Here is a 22679-nt window from a genome sequence, read left to right as displayed (position 1 = left end):
CTTACGGGGTGTCGTTCTTCGAGGTGGCCGACTTGACCTTCTCGGTGGCGGCGTGAGCGGCATCGGAGGCCGTCTCCTGGATCTTCTTGCCGACGATCGGGGCCTTCTCGGCCACGAAGTCTTCCGCCTTGGTCACGCCACGCTGAACGTTCGGGTCGTTCCAGACCTGGTCGGCGCGGTTCTTGATCTTCTCGTACGACTGGCGACCCGCGCGGGCACCCACTACGTAGCCCGCGGCGAGGCCGGCGACAAACAGGATCTTGCCTTTCATGGGGTTCTCCTTCTGGGGTTGTTCGGTCCTAGGATCCTACGGTGCCACGTGCGAGGGGCGAGGGGCCAGATCCGCCATCAGTGTCAGTCAATCTTCCTCAGCCGCCGAGCACGACCCACCAGATCAGCAGCATCGTCGTGACGAACCCGCAGACGAAGTTGATCGCCAAGAACCGGCGCCAGCCACGGTTCGCCTCCTCGGCGCGGTCGTCGGGCACCGACCACCAGGGCGCCACCGTCACGAGGTACGGCACCACGAGAAGCGCCGCGAGGGGTCCGGGCCAGCGAGTCAGGAGCATCAAGACACCACCGAGCGCGTAGGCGACGAACGAGAACCGCACGGTCGCGCGCGCGCCGATCACTGTGGCGATCGACGCGATGCCGCCCTCGCGGTCGGCGACGACGTCTTGCACGGCCCCGAACGCGTGGCTCGCAATGCCCCACAGGAAGAACGCGCCCAGCAGGGCATACAGCTGCGGGGTGAACGTCGCACCGGCGAGCACCAGCCCGTAGACGGCGGGGCTGGTGAAGTGGGTGCTTGACGTGAGCGAATCGAGGAACGGCCGCTCCTTGAAGCGGAGGCCACCCAACGAATAGGCGATCACCGCGAAGATGCTCACCGCGAGCACCAGCCAGCTCAGCGGGCTGCCGACCGCAATCAGGAACACCAGGAACGGCACGTTCATGAGCACGACGGCCCGCAGGATCGCGCTGTGGAAGCTGCGGTCGAGCATCGCCCCCTCGACGCCGCCCTTGCGCGGGTTGCGCAGGTCGCTCTCGTAGTCGAAGACGTCGTTGATGCCGTACATGGCGAGGTTGTAGGGGATTAAGAAATAGAGGATCCCGACGACCGCGATCAGCCAGTCGACCCTCGCGAAGTCGAAGTCGGTGACCTTGAGCAGGTCGCCCGGGCTCAGCGCACCGTCGGCGAAGCCGATGGTCCAGTCGCTGCCGCGACCGGCGGCGAGCCCCGGAGTGCCCGCCGATCCGAGGATGTACGCGGCGGCGAACGGGAACGCGGTGTTGATCCAGCTCAGCGGTCGCGAGACCGCGAAGAGCGCGCGAAGGGTTTTCACCGGGAGGGCCTCTCGTTCTGATTCGGGGCCGGGCGTCGTTCGAGCAGCACCCACAGCGACGGCAGCAGCACCAGGGCCGCCACCGCGTAGGCGAAGTCTTCGAGGGGCGCGATGCCGACGAAGACTCCGCTGATCTTGGCCTCGTCATACCCGACGAGGCCGATGCCGATCATGACGTTGTCGAAGACGGCAGTCATGACGAGCAGGATTCCGGCCACGAGAGCGGCGTCGGCGAGGCTGGCTCGCGGAGCACGACGACGACGCCGCACGACGAGAGCGGCGAGGCCGGCCACGGCCGCGACAACGAGGAACGGAACGTTCAGGCCCCAGTAGGTCACGGACGCTCCTCGAGAGCGGGAGAGCCAGCTCGGGCCCCGTCGCTCCGGGCACGCAGCGCCCGGGTGATCAGTGGTACGCCGGCGGCCAGGTTCATCGTCAGGTAGCAAAGCAGCGTCAAGAAGAAGAGCTCCTCAACCGGCAGCTCACGGGCGATTTGAATGCTGGTCATGAAGCTGGTCTCGCCGCGGAAGAAGACGCCGAGGCCGATTCCGAAGAGATCCCAGACCAGGAAGAAGACGATTCCGGCGACGAGCACGACGGCGGCACGGCGTGCGTCTCGCCAGAAGAACAGTGTGAACCGTCGGTCGAGCACGACCATCCCGGTCAGGGCGACGAGCAGGCCGAGGAGGTAGAGAACCGGCATCAGGGCAGGTGAGACTCGGGCAGAGGCTCGGTGCTGGTGTCGCCCCGGAGGTTCTTCAGCAGCACCTCGGCGCTGATCAGGCACATCGGGAGGCCGATGCCGGGCCGCACGGAGCCGCCGACATAGTGCAGACCACGGACCTTCTTCGACTGGTTTCCGGCACGGAACATCGCGCTCTGCGCCAGCGTGTGCGCCGGCCCGAGCATGCTGCCCGACCATGAGTTGTAGTCGTCGACGAAGTCCTGCGGGCCGCGGCTGCGGCGGAGCACGATTCGAGAATTCAGGTCGGGGACACCCGCCCAGTCAGCGATCTGCTGAATGACGGCATCGCCGAGACGCTCGAGCTGCCCCGGGCCTGAATCGCCAACACCTGCGGCAACACCATCGGCAGCGCCTTCAGAGCCAGCGGCCCCCGGCATCGACCCCAACCCGAGCTCGGGCTGCGCCGGCAACGGCACCAACACGAAGAGGTTCGTCTGTCCCTCCGGCGCAGTGTCCGGGTCGACGACCGACGGCTTGCAGACATAGAACGACGGCGGCTCGGGAATGCTCTTCGGCTCATCGAAGATGCGGCCGAAGTTGTCGTGCCAGTCGCGGGAGAAGAGCAGCGTGTGGTGCTCGAGCTCAGGGATCTCGCCCTCGACACCCAGATAAAGCAGCAGAGCGCTCGGCCCGGGGTTCTTCTCGGCCCAGTACGACTCCCCGTACGTCTGCAGCTTCGCGGGGAGGAGCTTCGTCTCGGTGTGGTGGAGATCGGCGGCGGAGACCACGAGGTCGGCGCGGAGGAGGTGCGTCGTGCCGCTCGCGTCAGACCACTCGACACCGGTGGCTCGGGGGTGGAGGCCGCCGCTGGTTCGGATCCTTGTGGCTGTCGCCTCGGTGACGATCGTCACGCCGGCGTCGCGGGCGAGCCGCTCGATGCTGCCGATCACGGCACTGATGCCGCCCATCGGGTACTGCACGCCGTCGTCGAGATCCAGCGTCGACATGAGGTGGTACATGCTCGGAGTCTCGAAGGGCGAGGAGCCCAAGAAGACGGCCGGGTAGCCCAGGATCTGCCGAAGACGAGGATCCGAGACGGTGCGACCCACGAACGAGTCGAGATTCTGCAGCAGCAGCCGCGCGAGCTTGGGCAGCCGCGTCAGCACATCCCGGCGCAGCAGCGGCAGCAGGGTGCGGAACGACGTGTAGAGAAAGCGGCGCTTGGCAATGTCGTACGTGTCGCGGCTGGAGGCGAGATAGTCGCGCATGCGGGCGCCCGCGCCGGGCTCGATGCGGTCGAACAGGTCGACGTTCTTCTCGAGGCCGAGCGGGATGTCGATCGGCTCGCGCTCGCCCTCGAAGTAGACGCGGTAGCCCGGGTCGAGGGCGCGGAGGTCGAGTTCTGCCTCGGCGGTCGTGCCCATCAGGCGGAAGAAGTGGTCGAACACCTCGGGCATGAGGTACCAGCTCGGGCCCATGTCGAAGCGGAATCCATCGGACTGCCACGACGAGGCGCGGCCGCCGACCTGGTCGGACCTTTCGAGGATCGTCACGTCGTAACCGTCGCGGGCAAGCAGCCCTGCCGAGGCCAGACCCGAGATGCCGCCGCCGATGATGACGACGCGCTGGCCGTTCTTGGCACGCTGGCCGTTTTTCGAGCTCAGGCCCTCTTTCGAGCTCAGACCGGACTCGGTACTCATCGGGCTCCCACCGTCGTGATGCGGCCCGCCGCCGAGGCAGCGGCGATCCGCAGTTTGACCGGGTTCGGCACCCGGATCCGCGTGTGCATCAGCTCAGACGCCGGCGTCACTGCCAGGCGTCGGTTGAGCTCGGCGAAGAGACCGTGGGCGAGGGCCACGGCGCGACGCGATGAATTCGGCAGCAGCGGGATGATCTCGCCCGACACCCGGAGGTCGTCGTCGATGTCAGCCACGAGGCGGTCGCGCTCGGCATCGGTGAACGACGTCGGGTCGACGCCCGGAAAGTAGCTGCGGCCAAGGGTCTCGAAGTCGTCGGAGAGGTCGCGCAAGAAATTGACCTTCTGAAAGGCGGCGCCGAGAGCCCGCGCGCCGCGCACGAGCCGCTCGCTGGTGACTTTGTCGTACGACCGGCCCTGCACGAAGGCCCGCAAGCACATCAGGCCGACCACCTCGGCCGACCCGTAGACGTAGGTGTCGAACGACTCGGCATCGTGCTCGGACTGCTCGAGGTCGTTGCGCATCGACGTGAAGAACGGCGCGGTCAGCTCAGCGCCGAAGCCGGTCTCGCGGGCGGTCGCGGCGAACGCGTGCACGACGAGGTTGGCGCTGAATCCGAGTTGGATCGCCTGCTCGGTCTCGGTTTCGAAGGCATCGAGGATCCGGGCGCACGCCTCGGCATCATTACCCGCCTCGGCCGCCGGGCCATCGACGATCTCGTCGGCCACTCGCACCAGCGCATAGATGTTCTCGACGTGCGAGCGCACCTCGGCACCGAGCAGGCGCGACGCCAGCCCGAACGAGGTCGAGTAACTGCGGATGACGTCGGCCGACGCCTCATGGGCGACGCGGTCGTAAAGGGCCAGGCGAGTCATCGAGTCCGTTCGAGCACGGTGTCGACGATGGGGCGGAGCACGTCGCGGAGGTCGTTCGAGATGACCTCGCTGTCGAGCACGGCGAGCGCACGGTCGGCGTGCTCGTCGATGAGACGCTCGGCCAGGGCCCGCGACCCGCAGGAGTCGAGGCGGCCGCGCACGTGCTCGGCCTCCTCGCGGGTGAGGTCGGCCTTGCCGATGAACGGGCGGATGGCGAACCACTCGTCGGTGGTCGCCGCATGGGCGATCAGCACGGTCCGCTTGCCCTCGCGGAGGTCGCCGAGAGTGGTCTTGCCGGTTTCCTCTTCGACCCCGTAGACCCCGAGGAGGTCGTCGACGATCTGGTAGGCGATGCCGACCTCGCGACCGAACGCCTCGAGAGCGTCGACGACGGCGTCGTCGGCCCCGGCGAGGATCGCCCCGGCCATGAGCGGGGCCTCGAACGAGTAGACGGCGGTCTTGGCGCGCTCCATCTCGAGGATCTCGGCGACAGTCGGCATCTCGGGAGCGAGGCTCAGCTCGACATCGAGCAGCTCACCGCCGGCGCTGGCGAAGATGGCGTCGTCGAGCACGTCGAGGAGTCTCGCCCGAACGTCTGCCTCGCACGTGACGGCGAGGAGGAGGCGGCTCGCACCGGTGAGAGCGAGGTCGCCGGCGATGACCCCGGCGCTCATGCCGCGGTGCTCGGCGGCCGGAGTGGAGAAACCGGCCGTCGTCGCCGTGTCGCGGTAGCTGCCGGAGACGTTGGGGATGCCGCGGCGAGAGAAGTCGCGATCGATCACGTCGTCGTGGACGATGAGCGCGGTGTGCAACAGCTCGAACGCCGCGCCGACAGCAGCGCAGGCATCGTCGTCTCTGCCGCCCAGGCCCTCGTAGGCCGCCACGACCATGCGCGGCCGGAACCGCTTGCCGCCGATCGAATTGCGCTCGAGCACGTTCCAGAGGTCGACGTACCGGGCTCCGAGGAGAGAGGCGCGACGCTTGCCCTCGGCGAAGAAATCGCCGAGCACACCGTCGACCCGCTCGGTCGTCGAGAGGGCTGACGCCGTAGTGTCAGAGGACGCCCCACCGTCCATAGGCCTACCTCGCATCTCTGCGAGCAGGTGATCACCGTCCATTAGGGCAGACTACCGCGAGATGAATCCCGAACCCCAGGCACTTCCCCAGCAGTCGACCGCTGCCGACACCGTTCTCCACGACGAGCTCGTGGTATTGCTCGATGAGGGGGGAAATCCCTCGGGGGTGTACCCCAAGCGCGACGTGCACACCCCCGAGACGCCGCTCCACTTGGCCTTCTCCTGCCACGTCGCGAACGACGCCGGAGACATTCTCGTCACCCGTCGCGCACTGACGAAAGCCACCTGGCCCGGCGTCTGGACCAACTCGTTCTGCGGCCACCCGGCACCGGGCGAGACCCCGGCCGAGGCTGTCCAGCGGCGGGCGTTCCAGGAGCTGGGCATGGAGGTCGCCGAGATCACGCCGATCCTGCCTGACTTCCGCTACCGCGCGGTCGATGCGTCGGGCCTCGTCGAGAACGAGATCTGCCCGGTGTTCACGGCCATTGCCGTCGGTTCGCCTCAGCCGTCGCCCGACGAGGTCGCCGAGTGGGCCTGGGTGTCTCCCGCCGACCTGCGCGCCTCGGTGGCGGGCGCACCCTTCGCCTGGAGCCCGTGGCTCGGCTGGCAGCTCGAGGCCTGGCCCAGCTAGCTGCGGTCGTGCGGCCGGGCGGGCTGGCTGCTGCGTCAGGCCGCGCTTGCCAATTTGCAAGTGATCCGGGCGATTCGCCGCGCGGATTCCGCCGAATCGCGCGTTTCGCTCTCACATTTGCGGAAGGGCGCGGCCGAGCTACCGAGCGCGCTCGGCCATCCAGGCCTCGACTTCGCCGGGCTCGCGGGGCAGCGCCGCCGACAGATTGATCGACGAGGTCTCGGTCACGACGAGGTCGTCTTCGATGCGGATGCCCATGCCCCGCAGCTCGACCGGCACCGTCAGGTCGTTCTGCTGGAAGTACAACCCGGGCTCGACCGTGAGCGCATTGCCGGCCGACAGCACGCCGGTGAGGTACGACGCCTGCGGCGCGTGGTTGCAGTCGTGGATGTCCATGCCGAGCATGTGGCCGGATCGCGAGATGCTCCAGCGGCGCTGATACAGGGCAGAGGGATCCATCGCCTCGTCGACCGAGCATGTCAACAGTCCGAGATCGATGAGACCCTCGCTCAGTGAGCGCGCACAGGCATCCTGGCAGGCCTGGAACGCGACGCCGGCCCGAAGTGTGTCGATGCCGGCCTGCTGGGCGCGCAACACGATCGAGTAGACGTCGCGCTGCAGGCTCGTGAACTCGCCGGTGACTGGAAGGGTGCGGGAGACGTCGGCTGAGTAGAGGGACTCGAGTTCGACGCCCATGTCCATCAGCACGAGGTCGCCATCGCGGAGCGGCCCCGAATTGGACGTCCAGTGCAGCGTGGTGGCGTGCGCCCCGGATCCTACGATCGATCCGTAAGCGGGGCCTTCGCCGTCGAGGCGCGCACGACGGGTGAAGGTGCCCTCGAGGTAGCGCTCGCCACGACCGGAGGCGCGAGCCGCCGACCACTCTCGAGCGCAGTCGTCGAAGCCGAGCACGGTTGCGTCGACCGCGGCCTGGAGCTGCCCGATCTCCCAGTCGTTCTTGATCAGGCGGAGCTCGTCGAGGGTGCTCTTGAGCAGCAGGTGCGGCTCGAAGTCGGGCCCGCAGATCGACTTGACGAGCTCGTCGACCCGGTCGTCGAGGGTCGGCAGCACGCGGACCCGCTTGGCCCGCCGAGCCGCGCTCGCGAGGTCGGCCTCGAAGTCGTCGAGGGAGCGGCACTCGATGCCGAGGGCGTCCTGAGTCTCGCGAAGCGACGGGCGCGGCCCGACCCACAGGTCGCCGATGGCGTCGTTGCGCCAGAATTCGTCGGTCTCGCGACCGGATGGAGCGTGCAGGTACAGCACGGCGCCGGCCTCGCCACCGGTCGTGTCGACAAGGAGCACACTCGAGGCCGAGCGGTTGCCGGTCAGCCAGAGGTGGTCGGTGCCGGGGCGGAATCCGAACGAGGTGTCGTTCGACCGGGTGCGGATCTCGCCGGTCGGGATCACCAGCAGCTCAGCCGGCAGCGCCTCGGCGAGCCGGGCGCGACGCTCCGCCGTATACGAGACGACCGGGTCGTCGGCTGCGAGCACGGGAGCCGCGTCGCCCCAGCCCGCCAGCATGAAGGCGCCGTTGCCGGGGAGCGGAGCGCGGTTCTGCGCCCGCGGCATGCGCCAGAGAGCGGACGGGTGAGCGTCGACGGTCGTCACGCGGGGGTCCTTTCGAGAGCGGCGGGCAGGGCCGCGGTCCAGTCGACGCGATCGGCCTCCGCTGGGGCGAGGGGCAGACGGCCCGACCCGTCGGGCACCGGGATCGCCGCCAGCAGAGCACGCGTGTAGGGGTGCATCGGGTTCTGCCAGATCGTCTCGGTGTGGCCCGACTCGACGATGCGCCCGCGGTACATGACGAGCGTGCGGTCGGCGATGCGCCTGACCACTGAGAGGTCGTGCGAGATGAAGAGCATGCCGGCACCGGCCTCGACGCTGAGCGTGCGCATCAGGGCCGCGACGCTGGTCTGGGTCGAGGCGTCGAGGGCCGAGATCGGCTCGTCGGCGACCAGCAGGCGCGGCCTCGCGGCGAGCGCGCGGGCGATGGCGATGCGCTGTTTCTGCCCACCCGAGAACTCGTGCGGATAGCGGCCGACCATGGCCGGGTCGAGGCCGACGCGCGAGAGCCACTCCGCGGGATCGGACGGCTCATCACCGCGGGCGACAGCGGCCCGCACTCCGTCGCCGATCTGCTCCCCCACCGGGCGGCGGGGGTTCAGCGACGAGTTCGGGTCTTGGAAGACCATCTGCACGCCGGTCATCTCGGTGCTTCGGCGTCGCAACCCGAGCACGGGTACCTCGGTGCCGCCGAGCAGCACGGAGCCGCCGGCGCGCTTCTCGATGCCGACCACCGCGCGGGCGAGGCTCGACTTGCCGCACCCGCTCTCGCCGACGAGCGCCACGACCTCGCCGGGGGCGATGGTGAGCGACACCCCGTCGACGGCGCGGAGGGCAGGTCGGCGGTACTCGACGGCGACGTCGGTCGCTGTCAGAACGGGGCCCGCGGTGCTGCGAGGGCGGCCGGTGCCGCCGGTGCCGCCGGTGCCGCCGGTGCGTGGCTCAGGAGTCATGGTGTCCGCCTTCTGCGAGCAGATCGTCGACGAGCTCGTCGGGGGTCTCTTCGAGCGTCGACCCGGGCAGGGCCGCCAGCAACGACCGCGTGTAGTCGTGCTGCGGCGCGGTGAACAGCTGCTCGCGCGGCGCCGACTCGACCACGACGCCCTGGCGCATGACCGTCACCACGTCGGCGACGGCACTCATCACGCCGAGATCGTGCGTGACGAGCAGCACGCTGAGCCCGCCCTCGTCGACGAGCTCGCGCAGCAGGTGCAGCACGCCGGCCTGCACGGTCACGTCGAGCGCGGTGGTCGGCTCGTCGGCCAGCAGCACGTCGGGGCCGCACGCCAGCGCGACGGCGATGGCGATCCGCGGCCTCTGTCCGCCCGAGAACTGGTGGGGGTACTTCGCGAGAGCGCCCGCAGGATCCGGCACCCGCACCCGATCGAGCAGCCCGTGCGCCTGCTCCTGCGCTGCCGCCTTGCTCAGCTTCAGGTGGTGCCGCAGGTGATCGGTGAGCTGGCGCCCGACCGTGAGCTGCGGGTGGAGGCTGGTCGAGGGATCCTGGAACACCATCGCCACACGACGGCCGCGGATGGCGCCGAGCACCTGGCGCGACGCCCCCACGAGCTCGACGGAGTCGCCACCCGCCGAGACGGGGGTCGACAGGAGGATCGAGCCGGTGGCGGTCATGGTGTCGGGAAGCAGGCCGAGGACGGCCAAGGCCGTCATGGTCTTGCCGGATCCTGATTCGCCGGCGAGGCCGTGGATGCGACCGCGTTCGAGCGCGAGATCGATGCCGCGGACGATCGGCCGGGGGCCGTCGGGCGTGCGGAGGTCGATGCGCAGATCGGTGATGGTGAGCGAGTCGGTCACAGGGTCGGGCCTCCTCCGCGCAGCGTGCGCGACTTCGGGTCGAGGGCGTCACGGAGGGCGTCGCCGACGAAGTTGAACGCGACCACGATCGTGAGGATCGCCAGGCCCGGGAACACGCCGAGCCACCACGAGTCGAAGTTCTGGACGGCGTCGGAGACCATCGAGCCCCACTCGGGAGTCGGCGGCTTGGCCCCGAGCCCGAGGAACGACAGCCCGGACAGCAGCAGGATGGCCGTGCCGATGTCGAGACTCGCGAGCACCAGGATCGGCCCGACGATGTTCGGGGCGATGTCGCGCCAGAGCGACCGCAGCGGGCTGAAGCCGAGCAGCTGCCCCGACACGACATAATTCGAGGTGCGGAGCCCGAGCACGAGGCCGCGGGTCAGCCGCGCGTACGACGGCCACGACACGATCAGCGCCGCGAGCACCGCGTTGAGCAGCGAGGCGCCGAGGGCTGCCGCGATCACCATCGCGAGGATCACCGTCGGGAACGCCATCACGAGGTCGGTGACGCGCATGATCAGCTCGTCGACCCAGCGGCCGAAGAAGCCGGCGACCGCCCCGAGGATCGCGCCGATCAGCACGCTCATCACGACCAGCAGCAGAGCCAGCGGGATCGTGACGCGAGCACCCGACAGCAGACGCGAGAACACGTCGCGACCGAGCGCGTCGGTGCCGAGGAACGTGCCCTGGCCGGGCGCCTGGAGGATCGGCAGGTCTTGCGCGAGGGGATCGTGCGGCTGGATCACCGGGGCGAGGATCGCGATGACGATCCACAGCAGGGCGACTAGCGCGCCGGCGATGCCGAGCGGGGCCGACCAGCGGCCGAGCCGCAGTCGCGGGCGACGCCAGCGGCCGGGAAGGTCGAGCCCAGGATCCGACGCGGCGGCTTTCGAGGACGCCCGGTCGAGCGTCGGCCGGCTCACGACGCCAGCCTGACGCGCGGGTCGATGACTCCGTAGAGAAGGTCGACGATGAGGTTCACCAGCAGGTACATCACGCCGATCAGGAGGCCGACGCCCATGACGCCGGGGAGGTCGAGGTGCGAGGCGGCCTGGTACGCGTAGCTGCCGATGCCCGGCCAGGCGAAGATCGACTCGACCAGCACGGTGCCGCTCAGCAGGCTGCCGAAGGCGAGGCCGACGACGGTGAGGATGGGGATGCTCGCGCCGCGGAGCACGTAGCTCCAGATCACTGTGCGGGTCGGAAGGCCCTTGGCACGGGCGGCCCGCACGTAGTCCTGATCGAGGATCTCGAGCACGGCCGTGCGGACGAACCGGGTGAGCAGGCCGACCGTGTACAGCGTCAGCACGAGCACAGGCAAGAAGAGGTGTGCGGCCGCGTCGAGGAACGTGTCGAGCTGACCGGCGAGCAGAGCATCGACCGTGTAGAGGCCGGTGATCGTCGGCGGAGCGTTGAAGTCGCTGCTCAGCCGACCCGAACCGGGCGCGATATGCAGCTTGAAGTAGAAGACGTAGTACAGCACCAGCGCCAGCCAAAAGGTCGGCACGCTGAGGCCCGCGAGCGAGACGACGCGGAGCACGTGGTCGGACGCCTTCCCGCGGCGGTAGGCCGCGACCGTCCCGAGCACGACGCCGATGATCACGCTGAGCACAATGGCGCCGATCGCGATCTCGAGCGTCGCGGGAAGTGCCGAGGAGAGGTCGGACGTCACCGCGTTGTGCGTGGTGGTGGACGTGCCGAGGTCGCCGTGCAGGAGGTTGCCGAGGTAGGTGAAGTACTGCACCACGAGCGGCTTGTCGAGGCCGTACTCCGACCGGAACTGAGCGACGATCGCGGGGTCTTCTGCGGCCCGCTGGCCGAGCGCCGCCGCGACCGGGTCACCCGGCACGAGGTTCGTCAGGATGAACGTCACCAGAGTGACGCCGACCACCAGCAGCAGCGAGGTGATCACGCGACGCAGGGCGTACCGGGCGAAGGGGTGACCCCCGCGCGACACGGAGCGTGCGCGCGGGGGTCGGGTGGCGGTGCTGGTCGTCACAGTCGACTACTTGCTGCGGAGGGCCGCGATATCAATGGTCCATACGGCGTTGTAGACGACGCCGGTGACGTCGGACGCGGCCGCGATGTTGTTGCCCGGCTGCAGCAGCGGGATGAACGGGCCGTCGGCGTTGAGCGCCTTCTGCAAGTCTTCGAACTGCGTCTGACGCTCGTCGTTCGAGCCACCGACCGCTGCCGCATCGGCGAGCTTCGAGATCGCCGGGTCGGCACCCGCGGCCCAGCCGGCACGCAGACCGACGACGTTGCCCGGGGTGAAGACGAGGTAGTCGCTCGGGTCGGGGTAGTCGGGGCCCCAGTACCAGAGGCCGACGGTCTCGGTGCCGTTGCGGTAGGCGTCGAGCTCGGTCGCGACCGGAGCCGGAGCGAGGTCGACCGTGATGCCGGCGGTCTTGAGCTGCGACTGCAGGCGCTGGGCGATCGTCGGGAACTCGATGCCGTTGAGCGTGATGTCGCTGGGGAAGTTCAGCGTGATCTTCTCGCCGTTGTATCCGCTCTTGGCGAGGTCGGACTTCGACGCGGCCAGGTCTTGCTTGAGGGCATCGCCCTCACCGAGAGCACCGAGGAACATGCTCGGCACGACGCCGGCCGCCTGAGCGGTGCCGGTGCCGGCGATCGAGACGAGGTCGTCGTAGTCGATGGCCTCTTTGACGGCCTTGACGAAGTCGGGGTTGCTGGTGATCTTCGACACCTTGGAGCTCTGGTTGAGCAGCAGGAAGATCACGTTGGCCGACGGGTCGCTGGTGACGTCGACCGAGGATCCGAGCCCCGCCGCCTGCGTACCCGACAGATCGAGGGCCACGTCGGCGCTGCCACCCTGCACGTTGATCTTCTGGGTGGCGCCCTCGACGTTCTGGATCACGACGCGGCCGTAGCCGGGCTGCTCGCCGTCGTACTTCTTGTTAGCCGTCAGAACGACCTTCGACGACAGGTTCAGCGAGTCGAGCACGTACGGCCCGGAGCCGGCGGAGTGGGCGTTGAGGTATTTCTCGGCGGTGTCGCTCGAGTCGGTTGCCCCACCGTTGGCCTTGACGACCTTGGAGTTGAGGATACCGAGCGCCGGGTTGGCGAGGATCGACGGGAGCGCCGGGGTGGCGGTCTTCGTGGTCAAGACGACGGTCTTCGCGTCTTTCTTCGTGACGGTGACGCCGGCCAGGAGGAACGACGGGTTGCCCTTGAGGCCGATGACGCGCTGGAGCGAGAACACGACGTCGTCGGCCGTCATCTCGGTGCCGTCGGAGAAGGTGTGCGTGCCGTTCAGGGTCAGGGTGAACGTCTTCGCGTCGGACGACTCGTCGAGGCTTGCAACGCCGTCGACGACCTTCGAGACGTCGCCGCCCTTGAAGGTGAGGAGGGTCTCATAGAGGGCCTTGTCGACCAGCTGGCCGGTCGGCTCGTACATGCGGCCCGGGTCGGCGGTCTTGAGGTCGAACGCCTTGTCGATGGTCAGCGTCTTCGACGCGCCATCGGTGCTCGAGGCCTTGCCGGACGAGCACCCGGCGACGACGAGGGTGAGGGCGATGGCTGCTGCACCGATCGCGACTCGCTTCGCCGTGTGCTTCGTGGTGGTGGAGCTGTTTCGCGTGGAAAAAGCCACGTGTTCCTCCTGGGGGGGAAAGGGGGGTCACCTTGGACGGTGTGGAGAAACTGTGGCACGATTCCGAGCACCTCTTCACCTCAGGCCTCGATCTGTGGATAAATTGCGACTCACCCCCCGATGGGAGTACCAAGTGTCGAACACCGAGCAAGACAACCGCCCGGCCCCTGGACAAAGGGCGACCGGTCTCGATGAGGTGGATCTTCGGATCCTCGGCGTGCTCCGCGAGAACGGACGCATCTCGATGGCCTCACTCGCCGAGACCGTCAACGTGTCGAGAGCTAGCGTCTACAACCGCGTCGAGCGGATGACCGCGACCGGCGTGATCACCGGCTTCACCGCTCAGATCGACCCCGGCATGGTCGGCCTCGACGTCTGCGCACTCGTGTTCGTGACGGTGCACCCGCAGAGCTGGCACCGGTTCCGCGAGGGCATTCTGCAGATGCCCGACGTCGAGTACTGCTGCATCACGACCGGCGAGCACGACGCCATGCTTCTCGTGCGATCCCTGGATATCGGCGGGGTGCACGACTTCGTGACCGGCGTCGTGGCCGCGCGGCCCGAGGTGAAATCGGTGGTGAGCGTGGTGATCCTCGACGAGGTGGTGAGCAAGTCGTACCTGCTGCCGACCGACATTCCCGACCGCTCCGGCTCGTCGAACCGGCTCGGCATGACGCGGTTCACGACCGCGGGGAACGGGCGCGACTCGGTTCGCTGAGGCTGCCGACGTAGCGCGTTCTTCTAGCTCTCGTTTGGTGCCGACTCCTCGACGCACACACTCACGTGGTCGACTCCGTCGATCTCGAAGCGCTCCACGAGGCGCACGCCGTCCGGCCCCGTCACGACCTCACTGCCGCCCGTGCCCGCGACGACCGAGCCGTCTTCGACAAGCACATGCACGAACGAGACGGATAGGTCGTCACCGACCCGCGTACCGACAAAACGTCCAAAGGTGACGGTGTCTCCGTCGTAGTCGCCCCAGATCACGCCGTCTTTCTCGAAGTAGCGGAAGCGCGAGGGCGAATCGGGGTCGACAGGGCTGTTGGTCGACGACTCCATCACGAAACGGCGGGAATCGAGGCTGGGAGCGAGTGCGGGCTGGACGGTCACGACACGAGTATGAATGCCGGGCCGCTCCCGTTCCAGTCGAGTGCAGAACGTCCAGGATCCGGGCGACGCCGCCGCTCCGATTGGACGAATGCGCGCCTGTCGACGCCGATCGGGCACAACTGGCTCCCCCTGCAAATGTGAGAGTGATCGCGGCTACGGGCCGGGCCGATCTGCATCGGGTCGCTCGTTTTGCTCTCGAATTTGCAGGCGGGGGCGCGGGATCCTGGGCCCCGGGCACTGCCTTTGCAAATTTGAAGGAGATCCTCGCGACACGCCGCGCCGATCCGCCTCACTTTTGCCGGATCGCGAGTTTCTCCTTCAAATTCGGCCGGGCAGGGCAGCAGCAGAGCAGAGGCAGCAGCTAGTCGCGAGCAGACGACGGCTCGGCGCCCGTGTCGGTCGCGCTGAAGTTCTGGAACGACCGCGACGCCGTCGGGCCACGCTGCCCCTGGTAGCGCGACCCGTAGACCGACGAGCCGTAGGGGTTCTCGGCCGGCGACGACAGCCGGAAGTAGCAGAGCTGCCCGATCTTCATGCCCGGCCACAGCTTGATCGGCAGCGTCGCGACGTTCGAGAGCTCGAGGGTGACGTGGCCCGAGAATCCGGGGTCGATGAACCCAGCGGTCGAGTGCGTCAGCAGGCCGAGCCGACCGAGCGACGACTTGCCCTCGAGGCGCGCGGCGATGTCGTCGGGCAGGCTGACCCGCTCGTAGGTCGAGCCGAGCACGAACTCGCCCGGGTGCAGAATGAACGGCTCGTCGGGCTTCGCCTCGACGAGGTGCGTCAGCTCGGGCTGATCGACGGCCGGGTCGATGAACGGGTATTTGTGGTTGTCGAACAGCCGGAAGAAGCGGTCGAGGCGCACATCGATGCTCGACGGCTGAATGAGGCTGGGGTCGTGGGGGTCGAGCCCGATTCGTCCGAGTTCGAGTTCGGCCTTGATGTCGCGGTCGGAGAGCAGCACGCGGTCAGCCTACTGAACCGGGGCCCGCCGCAGCCCGCGTCGGCAACTCATGCCACAAGGATCCGGCCCGACCCCGCTCCAGCCCCGACACCGCTCTCCCCTCGACCCCGCCCCCACCCCGCGTCGACAACTCAGGCCATAAGCGTCCAGCCCGCCGGAAACCCCAGGGTGCAGGATCGGGGGATGCGCTTAGTCCTGATTTCTCAGCCGGGAGGGCCCGAGGCCCTCGTTACCGCGACCGCCCCCGACCCCGTGCCCGGCCCCGGCGAACTCCTCATCCGCGTCGCGGCCGCCGGCATCAACCGTGCCGATGTCGGCCAGCGCCAGGGCAACTATCCGCCACCTCCCGGAGCCCCCGAGTGGCCGGGGCTCGAGGTCTCGGGCACGATCGAGGCCATCGGACCGGCGATCGAGACGACCAGCGCCAGCGACTCCGGCGATGGCGACGGCACCGGCACCGGCACCCCCGAGTGGAAGGTCGGCGACCAGGTCTGCGCTCTCCTCGCGGGCGGCGGCTACGCTGAACTCGTCGCGGTCGATGCGCGCCTCGTGCTTCCCGTCCCCTCCGGAGTCGACCTCGTCGAAGCCGCCGGCCTCCCCGAGGTCGCCGCGACGGTCTGGTCGAACGTGTTCTGGCACGCGGGCCTGCAGCCGGGCGAGACGCTTCTTGTGCACGGCGGAACCAGCGGCATCGGCACCTTCGCGATCCAGCTCGCGACGGCGCTGGGGTCGAAGACCATCGCAACCGCAGGATCCGACGCCAAGGTCACCTTCATGAACGACCTCGGCGCCGCGGGAGTCAACTACCGCACGACCGACTTCGTCGAAGCGGCGAGGCAGCTCACGGACGGCCGCGGCGTCGACGTGATCCTCGACCTCGTCGGCGGCGACTACCTGGCGCGCAACATCGACGCGCTCGCGATGAACGGCCGGATCATGGTGATCGCCAATCAGAGCGGTGAGGCGTCGTCGTTCCAGCTGGGGGCGCTCATGCAGAAGCGCGGACGCATCTGGGCGACAACCCTGCGCGCGCGGCCGATCGAGGAGAAGGCCGAGATCGTGGCCGGAGTGCGCCGCGACGTATGGCCACTGGTGGAGCGCGGCATGGTGAAGCCGATCATCGACGAGGTGTTCCCGCTCGACAAAGCCGCCGACGCCCATCGGAGGATGGACGCCGGCGGGCACATCGGCAAGCTGCTGCTGAAGGTGTAGCTGGGCTACGGGCCGCCACGCAGGGGTTAGCAGACCTCGTGCGGACTACGCGACGTGCCGCGGCACGAGGGGTAGTCCGCACTACGCAGTGCGGCAGGCAGGGCGAGCGCGTCATCGAACGCGCGAGTCAGCCCCGGGCCGCACCGGCGATGCGCCGACGACCTCGACCAGCACCGGGATCTCCGCTTCTCCGCCGAGCACGCGGTCGAGGCCGCGCACCGCACCGGAGGCCGCTTGGACGGCGTCCGTCGGGGCCGATCCGGCGGTGAGCCGCAGGCGGATCTTGAGCGCGGGCGCACCCTTCAACTCGTACGCGACCACCGAGACCGAAGCCACGTCACGGCGGGACGACAGCGCGTCGACCAGGGCGGTCTCGGCGAAGCCCGACGACACGATCACGCGTCCGGCGTTCTCGTCGAGGTCGACCACCCGGTCGGTGCGGCCGCGACCGCGCGTCACGATGGCCACCAGAGCAATGATGACGATCAGTAGGCAGAGCACGGCGAGCAGCCACGGCAGGTAGCTGCCGTCGAACGGCTCGTTGCCGCCGGCCCGGGTGTTCGAGAGCGCCGTCGACTGGGCGTCGCGGGCGGTGGTCAGCCAGTCGCGCAGGAGCGGCGCTCCGGGCAGCGCCGTCGCAGCGACGAAGAGCCCGACAGCGAGCGAGATGACGCCGAGCACGATCAAGAAGAGGCGGTTGGCGAAGCGATTCGTGGTGGTCATGCGCCGAGCCTTCCGTTCGGGGTGACGCGCGCTTCGGCGGTCACGGGCGGGCGGTACGCGACACGACCGAGCTCGTCGTTGGCGGCGCGCAACACGGCATCGGTGTCGGCGGTGGAGCCCGACGCCGGGGTGATCGTGATGCGGGCGCTCGAGCGAGCGACCCACGCGGTGACCTGGCCGGGAGCGAGTCCGCCGGCGATCCGCGCGTTGCGGGCGAGGGACGCAGCGATCACCTGGTCGTCGACGACCACGGCGACGCGGTCGTCGTCGATGGTGTGGCGGCCGCGACGACCCGGGGTGAGCCCGATCACGACGAGCACGAGGCCGAGGATGGCCGCGGCGATACCGGCCGCGATGACGAGCGCGGGCTGTGCGGTCGCGGCCGACAGCAGAGTGGCGACGGCGTCGACGGGCGAGAACAGCAGCGGTGGTTGGCCGAGCGCCGCGTACACGGCCTCGACGCCGACGTATCCGACCACGAGGATCAGCACGATCAGCATCACGACGGTGGCCCCGGAGCGCGACGAGTGGGTCTCGCGACGCAGGATCCGCCGAGTCACCCCCGAAGGAACGCGCGCCACGGCAGACGTCGGCTTCGACTGGGAGCCCGCCGAGGGATCCTTGGTGGGTGCGGTGGTCATCGCAGCTCCTCTTTCTTTTCGAGCTGGCTGCCGGTGATCGTCACGTCGACACGCGACACGGCGCGACCGGCGATCTCGTTGATGCGACGGGTGACGGTCTCTTGGAGCGAACGCACGGTGCCGATCACTCCGCCGGCGGGAGCCTCGGTCGCAGCGTCGAGCCGCGGGATCGTCAACGGGGTCGCGACGCGGAGGGCCAGTCGGCCCTCGTCGTCGTGCGCGTCGACCCGCACGTCGTGGTGCGAGACGCGCAGCTCGTCGGCCACGATCGCGCTGCCCACGCGCTGAAGAGCGCGTGGGGCGATGCTGACGTGGCCGGGGATGACCGGGCTCGCACCCGGCACGTCACGGCTAAGAGTGGCCGTCGGGGAATCAGGATCCGACGACCACTCGCTAGAGGCCGCGCCGGCTGCGTCGCCGGTCGCGGCGGTGTGGGGACCCATCAGGACGAGCGCCGTCCGCGCAGCACGTCGAGAAGACTCGAGGCGTCGAGCTTGCCGGAGGCGATCCGGCCGACGAGGGCGCCGACAGCGATGAACACGGCGACGAGAAGGAAGGCCCAGAAACCGAATGCCACCGCGACGACGCCGAGCACGGCGCCGATCGCGATACCGGTGGTGGTGGCGGTCACGAGACGCGGCTCTCGGCGGGCTGGTCGTCGTTGTCGTCGTCGTCACCGGGGATGTGCACGTCGTTGATGGCGACGTTGATCTCGGCGACCTCCATGCCGACGAGCTCGGTGATTGCCTGGGCGACCGCGACACGGACCTGCTCGGCGACTGAGTTCATCGGCACCGGGTACTCGACGACGATGGTGACGTCGGCGGCGACCTGGGTCTCGCCGACCTCGACGCGCACACCCTGCGACAGGTCGGTCGAGCCGATCACGTCGCGGATCGCCCCGAACGCACGAGCGGCACCGCCACCGAGGGCGTAGACGCCGGGAACCTCGCGGGCGGCGATGCCGGCGACCTTCGAGATCACGCTGTCGGCGATGACGGTCTTGCCGGTCGCGGTGGAGGCCGTGACGGCACTCGACGTGGTGGTGACCGGGGTCGCGACCTTGTCGACGCGGCTGGTCGAAGTCGGGGTGGTCGAGGTCGGGGTGGGAACGGTGGGCTTGGTGTCGGCCATGTGATGCTCCTTCGATGCGTGAGGGGGCGACGAAATCGCCGCTCAGGAGTGAGACGGTACCCGCTCCAGAAACGTCACGGAATTCGTTGAAAAAAGTTTTCGGGGCCCCCGTTTGTCGTCGGCATGGTGTTTGCTGAACGGGTGAAGGTCGCCGCATCTCCTGAGGCCCCGCACCCGCCCGAGCAGCAGCTCGCCCCCCAGGCCGGTGCCGGCCTCGACGGTGCCTCCGACGGGCTTCTCGCTCGCCGGGCCGCCGATGGCGATTCACGAGCCTTCGAGGTGCTCCTCCGCCGCCATCTCTCGCTGATGACCGCCTATGCAGTCCGCCTCACCGGTTCGCGGGCCGACGCCTCCGATGCCGTCCAAGAGGCCTCCATTGCCATCTGGCGCGAGCTGCCGACGCTGACCACCCCCGACGCGGTGCGCGGCTGGATGATGCGCATCGTGTCGCGCAAGGCCTTCGATCTGATGCGCGCGCGGAAGCCGGTGGATGACATCGACGACGAGGCGGTCTCGAACCGGTTGCCGGTGAGCGAGTCCGCGGATCCTGCGCGTCTCGCTGTGACCGGCGACGCCATGTCGGGCCTGCGCGCGGCACTCGATCGGCTGCCGCCTCTGCAGAGGCAGAGCTGGATCCTGCGCGAAGTCGGCGGTGAGTCGTACGGCGAGATCGCCGAGCACCTCGGCATCACCACCACAGCAGCCCGCGGTCAGCTCGCCCGCGCCCGAGAAACCCTGACCCGAGAGATGGAGGCGTGGCGATGAGCGAGCAGACCGTGACGCTCGAGCGGCTGTCCGACTACCTGGATTCGGGCCGGTTCCCCTACGACCCCGAGATCGAAGACGTGCCCGAGAACGCCGGGCAGTTGGCCGTGCTGCAGCGGCTCCGTTCGCTCTCGGGGCGCCTCATCTCTGACGAGGCCGCCGCCGAGCCGGAACCCGACCCGAGCTGGTTCTCCGGGGTGATGGACCGCGTGCGCCGCGAGGCCCGCTCCGGGCGAGACATCCCTCTACTCGCGACCGACGCGTTCGAGACCCTCCACGTGACCGAAGGTGCGGTGCGCGGCCTTATCCGCGAGGCCGGAGACTCGGTGCCCGGGGCCGTCGTCATCTCGTGCTCGATCGATGGTTCGGTCACCGAGTTGGGCGCGCCACTGCACATCGAGGTCACGATCAGCGCTCTCCGCGGTGAGTTCGTGCCCGCCATGGCCGACGAGGTCAGGCAGGCCGTCGCCGATCGGCTGACCGCCCAAGAGCTCGTGGTCGAGACCGTCGACATCGTGATCGGCGACGTGCACCTGCTCGAAAGCGAGGCCTCGCAATGAGCCTCGACGTGTCTCGCAGTCTCGCCGACGAGATCCTCGCCCTCGCTCGGTCGACTCCGGGCGTCGCCGGCGTCTACGCCCGCCCCGGCATCGGCCAGCTGTCGCGCATCGTGCGCGAGGGCGTCGCGGTCGTCTCGGGCTCGGGCTCCGACGGCTCGGTGTCGCCCATCGACGTGCACGTGACCGACGAGGCCACCCGCATCGAGTTCGACGTCGCCCTTGCGCCCGGGCAGGTCGGCCCCGCCGTCGCCCGGGCTGTGGCTGCTGCCGCTCGCACCGCTGCCGCGGCAAGCGGGTTGCCGCCGGCCGTGGTCGACGTGCGGGTGGTGTCGCTGGGGTGAACGGCTGGTTTTAGGCAGCCGGTCGTGGTGACTGTCCCCGATCTGCTGATGCTCGGGGCCGGGTATCAGCAGATCGCGGACACTCACCGCCCGGGGGCAGCGACGAGGCTGCAGCGACCAGGACGTCTAGTGACTAGACGACTCGACGGGCAGGTCGTACGTGACCCACCGGGTTGCCGTCGCGACGGACTCGTAGAGAGACCGCGCCGTCGAGTTGTCGGCCGCGGTCACCCAACGGACGACGGTGGATCCTTCCGCCCCGGCGATCCGTCGAGCCTCGTCGATCAGCTCGGACGCGACACCCGACCGCCGATGATCGGGACTCGTGAACAGGTCGTCGAGGTAGAGGCCGGTGCTGGCCGACGACGGGCGCGCGAACCGCCGGAGGTTCGCCAGGCCCGCCAGCTCGCCGCCGCGGACGACGACGAGCCCGGACAGCCCGAACTCGCCGTTCGACACCCACCCCCAGGTGCGATCGACGGCGGCGTCGTCCGGAGCGAGCTCGTAGAAGGCGCGATACTCCCGGTAGAGCCGCTTCCACTCCGCCTCGTCCTTCCCCTGCACAGCACGGACAACGGACCCGGTTTCGTCAGTCATCCCGGAAGGGTATCGGCCCCGCCCAAGCCTGAGCCGCGCTAGGCGCTCCCCGCCGTGTTCGACGTGCGGGTGGTGTCGCGGGGCTGAGCGGCAAGCGCCCCGGCGATCGTGCTGTGCGCAAATTTGAGAGTGAAACCTACGACTCGACGCGGATCCGCCGGCTTCTGGCCACGATCACTCTCAAATTGGCGGAAGAGCCGAGGATCCGGCGCCAGCGCATGTACAAACCGGGAGTCTTGCGGCGCCACCCCCGCCGCTCGGCCCGGGCCCGCCTCTGCAGCCGTTTTCTCGTCGGCGGTGGCCCGCCGTGAGCGGTGAGTGTCCCCGATCTGCTGGTCTTCGGGGCGCTGCACCAGCAGATCGCGGACACTCACCGCCCGAGAGGGCGGGGGCATGCAGCCGATTGGCCGTCACCTCCAGCACGACGACGCGGCGACCGACCGACCTGTGGCAGCTACAGGTCGGCGTGCCTCAGACTGAGCCGGTGAAGTGGACGGATCACATCGACCAGGGTGCGTGGCTTCGAGAGCGAATGCAGAGCGACAACGGTTTCCCCACTGTTGCGGGCACCGGCTGGGATGCCTACGCCCGCATCCTGCATCCCGCGAGGGCGTCCGGTGAAGTCGATGGCAAGTTCGTCGAGCACGAATGGACGTGGGCCGAGGCCGCCCGACGCCGCGGAGTTGGCATGCATCCCCTCGTCGACTGGAACACGATCGGACGCCAGGACGGCCAGGTCGAGGTCGATGGCCTCTTCCTCTCCCCCGGTCAGGAGGGTCTTCTCGAACCCCGCTTGCTGCGCCACCTCGTCGGCGTCTTAGAGGGAGCCACGTCGACCCCGGATGACATCACCATCGGCGTCTGGGACGGATTCGGCCTCGAGACCGGTACAAGCTCAGGGGCCGCCCTCGCAGTCTGGTCCGGGCAGAACGAAGCAGAACCCCGAGCGGCACTGACAGACGCCGAACTGTGGGCACTGACGGAGCGCCTGGCTGAGGAATCGGTTGCGAAGCTCCTCGCGGGAAACCCGCCCCAGCCATCGCAGGTTCCTCTTCTCGAGCTGCCCAACCGCGAGTACTACTTGGCGGTCACCACCCTGCATGAGCTGGGAGACCTGGCCGAGCACGATGACGACCTCGAAATGGGTGTGAACCTGATCTGGCCCGGCGACCATCAGTGGCTCGTAGCCAGCGAAATCGACTTCGACTCCACCGTCGTCGGGGGTTCGAAAGGGCTCATCGAGCGCATCGTCAACCATCCCGACCTCGAGGCTTTCGAGGTTCACGAGACCGATCATTTCGACGTCGACGCTCGCACCGTGAGCTAGA

28 protein-coding genes are annotated in these 22679 nt (G+C 68.8%); 7 read left to right on the top strand and 21 right to left on the bottom strand.

Annotated features, from left to right (window positions below; genetic code table 11):
- Position 1 precedes the first annotated feature (1 nt).
- The 7 genes from EDF39_RS04050 to EDF39_RS04020 form a co-directional block, all read right to left on the bottom strand.
- Entirely contained in the window at positions 2-271 is a 270-nt protein-coding gene (locus EDF39_RS04050) for a hypothetical protein (protein WP_084816065.1), read from the bottom strand.
- Positions 272-368: 97 nt separating this feature from the next.
- Complete coding sequence (locus EDF39_RS04045) at positions 369-1346, bottom strand: prenyltransferase (RefSeq protein WP_370275154.1); 978 nt, start codon at positions 1344-1346, stop codon at positions 369-371.
- The gene (locus EDF39_RS04040) at positions 1343-1684 is read right to left on the bottom strand and encodes a lycopene cyclase domain-containing protein (RefSeq protein WP_123940705.1); all 342 of its coding nucleotides are present in this window, start codon (positions 1682-1684) and stop codon (positions 1343-1345) included. The genes EDF39_RS04045 and EDF39_RS04040 overlap by 4 nt, the downstream gene beginning before the upstream one ends.
- A complete protein-coding gene (locus EDF39_RS04035; protein ID WP_123940703.1) occupies positions 1681-2049 on the bottom strand; it encodes a lycopene cyclase domain-containing protein in 369 nt (122 codons plus the stop codon). Before EDF39_RS04035 ends, EDF39_RS04040 begins: the two co-directional genes overlap by 4 nt.
- The gene (gene crtI, locus EDF39_RS04030; protein ID WP_123940701.1) at positions 2049-3731 is read right to left on the bottom strand and encodes a phytoene desaturase family protein; all 1683 of its coding nucleotides are present in this window, start codon (positions 3729-3731) and stop codon (positions 2049-2051) included. The genes EDF39_RS04035 and crtI overlap by 1 nt, the downstream gene beginning before the upstream one ends.
- Positions 3728-4603: a phytoene/squalene synthase family protein gene (locus tag EDF39_RS04025; RefSeq protein ID WP_123940699.1), complete on the bottom strand. Its 876-nt coding sequence runs from the start codon at positions 4601-4603 to the stop codon at positions 3728-3730. Before EDF39_RS04025 ends, crtI begins: the two co-directional genes overlap by 4 nt.
- A complete protein-coding gene (locus EDF39_RS04020) occupies positions 4600-5721 on the bottom strand; it encodes a polyprenyl synthetase family protein (RefSeq protein WP_123940697.1) in 1122 nt (373 codons plus the stop codon). The genes EDF39_RS04025 and EDF39_RS04020 overlap by 4 nt, the downstream gene beginning before the upstream one ends.
- A gap of 19 nt (positions 5722-5740) precedes the next feature.
- Between EDF39_RS04020 and idi the strand changes: the two genes are divergently transcribed.
- Entirely contained in the window at positions 5741-6310 is a 570-nt protein-coding gene (gene idi, locus EDF39_RS04015; RefSeq protein WP_123940695.1) for an isopentenyl-diphosphate Delta-isomerase, read from the top strand.
- Between the two features lie 138 nt (positions 6311-6448).
- Here the strand turns inward: idi and EDF39_RS04010 are convergent, their stop codons facing one another.
- The 6 genes from EDF39_RS04010 to EDF39_RS03985 are packed head-to-tail and all read right to left on the bottom strand — an operon-like array spanning position 6449 to position 13304.
- The gene (locus EDF39_RS04010; RefSeq protein ID WP_199726132.1) at positions 6449-7918 is read right to left on the bottom strand and encodes an aminopeptidase P family protein; all 1470 of its coding nucleotides are present in this window, start codon (positions 7916-7918) and stop codon (positions 6449-6451) included.
- Entirely contained in the window at positions 7915-8826 is a 912-nt protein-coding gene (locus tag EDF39_RS04005) for an ATP-binding cassette domain-containing protein (protein ID WP_123940693.1), read from the bottom strand. The genes EDF39_RS04010 and EDF39_RS04005 overlap by 4 nt, the downstream gene beginning before the upstream one ends.
- On the bottom strand, positions 8816-9688 hold the full coding sequence (locus tag EDF39_RS04000) for an ABC transporter ATP-binding protein (RefSeq protein WP_123940691.1): 873 nt from the start codon (positions 9686-9688) through the stop codon (positions 8816-8818). Before EDF39_RS04000 ends, EDF39_RS04005 begins: the two co-directional genes overlap by 11 nt.
- Positions 9685-10614 (bottom strand): ABC transporter permease, encoded by a 930-nt coding sequence (locus tag EDF39_RS03995; protein ID WP_233572959.1) that lies wholly within the window; start codon positions 10612-10614, stop codon positions 9685-9687. Before EDF39_RS03995 ends, EDF39_RS04000 begins: the two co-directional genes overlap by 4 nt.
- Positions 10611-11690 (bottom strand): ABC transporter permease, encoded by a 1080-nt coding sequence (locus EDF39_RS03990; protein WP_233572958.1) that lies wholly within the window; start codon positions 11688-11690, stop codon positions 10611-10613. Before EDF39_RS03990 ends, EDF39_RS03995 begins: the two co-directional genes overlap by 4 nt.
- A gap of 6 nt (positions 11691-11696) precedes the next feature.
- Positions 11697-13304, bottom strand: coding sequence for an ABC transporter substrate-binding protein (locus tag EDF39_RS03985; protein ID WP_233572957.1), 1608 nt, complete (start codon positions 13302-13304; stop codon positions 11697-11699).
- A gap of 133 nt (positions 13305-13437) precedes the next feature.
- On the opposite strand from EDF39_RS03985, the gene EDF39_RS03980 reads away from it, so the two are divergent.
- Complete coding sequence (locus EDF39_RS03980; protein WP_233572956.1) at positions 13438-14022, top strand: Lrp/AsnC family transcriptional regulator; 585 nt, start codon at positions 13438-13440, stop codon at positions 14020-14022.
- 23 nt (positions 14023-14045) lie between these two features.
- Here the strand turns inward: EDF39_RS03980 and EDF39_RS03975 are convergent, their stop codons facing one another.
- Positions 14046-14414 (bottom strand): hypothetical protein, encoded by a 369-nt coding sequence (locus EDF39_RS03975; protein ID WP_233572955.1) that lies wholly within the window; start codon positions 14412-14414, stop codon positions 14046-14048.
- Positions 14415-14775: 361 nt separating this feature from the next.
- The gene (dcd, locus tag EDF39_RS03970) at positions 14776-15378 is read right to left on the bottom strand and encodes a dCTP deaminase (protein WP_123940687.1); all 603 of its coding nucleotides are present in this window, start codon (positions 15376-15378) and stop codon (positions 14776-14778) included.
- A gap of 183 nt (positions 15379-15561) precedes the next feature.
- On the opposite strand from dcd, the gene EDF39_RS03965 reads away from it, so the two are divergent.
- Positions 15562-16590: an NAD(P)H-quinone oxidoreductase gene (locus tag EDF39_RS03965; protein WP_123940685.1), complete on the top strand. Its 1029-nt coding sequence runs from the start codon at positions 15562-15564 to the stop codon at positions 16588-16590.
- Between the two features lie 111 nt (positions 16591-16701).
- On the opposite strand, the gene EDF39_RS03960 is transcribed toward EDF39_RS03965, so the two are convergent.
- Genes EDF39_RS03960 through EDF39_RS03940 form a run of 5 tightly spaced genes read right to left on the bottom strand, consistent with a single transcriptional unit; the run spans position 16702 to position 19088 of the window.
- The gene (locus EDF39_RS03960) at positions 16702-17313 is read right to left on the bottom strand and encodes a hypothetical protein (RefSeq protein WP_123940683.1); all 612 of its coding nucleotides are present in this window, start codon (positions 17311-17313) and stop codon (positions 16702-16704) included.
- Positions 17310-17954 (bottom strand): DUF6286 domain-containing protein, encoded by a 645-nt coding sequence (locus EDF39_RS03955; protein ID WP_123940681.1) that lies wholly within the window; start codon positions 17952-17954, stop codon positions 17310-17312. The genes EDF39_RS03960 and EDF39_RS03955 overlap by 4 nt, the downstream gene beginning before the upstream one ends.
- Positions 17951-18397: a hypothetical protein gene (locus tag EDF39_RS03950; RefSeq protein WP_123940679.1), complete on the bottom strand. Its 447-nt coding sequence runs from the start codon at positions 18395-18397 to the stop codon at positions 17951-17953. The genes EDF39_RS03955 and EDF39_RS03950 overlap by 4 nt, the downstream gene beginning before the upstream one ends.
- Positions 18397-18585, bottom strand: a complete 189-nt coding sequence (locus EDF39_RS03945; protein WP_055961273.1) for a DUF2273 domain-containing protein — start codon at positions 18583-18585, stop codon at positions 18397-18399. Before EDF39_RS03945 ends, EDF39_RS03950 begins: the two co-directional genes overlap by 1 nt.
- Complete coding sequence (locus EDF39_RS03940; protein WP_123940677.1) at positions 18582-19088, bottom strand: Asp23/Gls24 family envelope stress response protein; 507 nt, start codon at positions 19086-19088, stop codon at positions 18582-18584. Before EDF39_RS03940 ends, EDF39_RS03945 begins: the two co-directional genes overlap by 4 nt.
- 141 nt (positions 19089-19229) lie before the next feature.
- On the opposite strand from EDF39_RS03940, the gene EDF39_RS03935 reads away from it, so the two are divergent.
- The 3 genes from EDF39_RS03935 to EDF39_RS03925 are packed head-to-tail and all read left to right on the top strand — an operon-like array spanning position 19230 to position 20754.
- Positions 19230-19853: an RNA polymerase sigma factor gene (locus EDF39_RS03935; protein ID WP_233572954.1), complete on the top strand. Its 624-nt coding sequence runs from the start codon at positions 19230-19232 to the stop codon at positions 19851-19853.
- Positions 19850-20413, top strand: coding sequence for a hypothetical protein (locus EDF39_RS03930; protein WP_123940673.1), 564 nt, complete (start codon positions 19850-19852; stop codon positions 20411-20413). Before EDF39_RS03935 ends, EDF39_RS03930 begins: the two co-directional genes overlap by 4 nt.
- Positions 20414-20421: 8 nt before the next feature.
- Positions 20422-20754 (top strand): hypothetical protein, encoded by a 333-nt coding sequence (locus EDF39_RS03925; protein ID WP_123957793.1) that lies wholly within the window; start codon positions 20422-20424, stop codon positions 20752-20754.
- A 126-nt stretch (positions 20755-20880) separates the two neighbouring features.
- On the opposite strand, the gene EDF39_RS03920 is transcribed toward EDF39_RS03925, so the two are convergent.
- Entirely contained in the window at positions 20881-21351 is a 471-nt protein-coding gene (locus tag EDF39_RS03920) for a GNAT family N-acetyltransferase (protein WP_123940669.1), read from the bottom strand.
- 484 nt (positions 21352-21835) lie between these two features.
- Here EDF39_RS03920 and EDF39_RS03915 point away from each other — a divergent pair, with 484 nt between their 5' ends.
- Positions 21836-22678 carry a hypothetical protein gene (locus EDF39_RS03915; RefSeq protein ID WP_123940667.1) on the top strand — a complete coding sequence of 281 codons (843 nt, stop codon included), beginning with the start codon at positions 21836-21838 and terminating at the stop codon, positions 22676-22678.
- Position 22679 lies beyond the last annotated feature (1 nt).

It is taken from the genome of Frondihabitans sp. PhB161 (assembly GCF_003814635.1).
Lineage (GTDB): Bacteria > Actinomycetota > Actinomycetes > Actinomycetales > Microbacteriaceae > Frondihabitans.
This window is presented reverse-complemented; position numbering and strand designations above follow the sequence as displayed.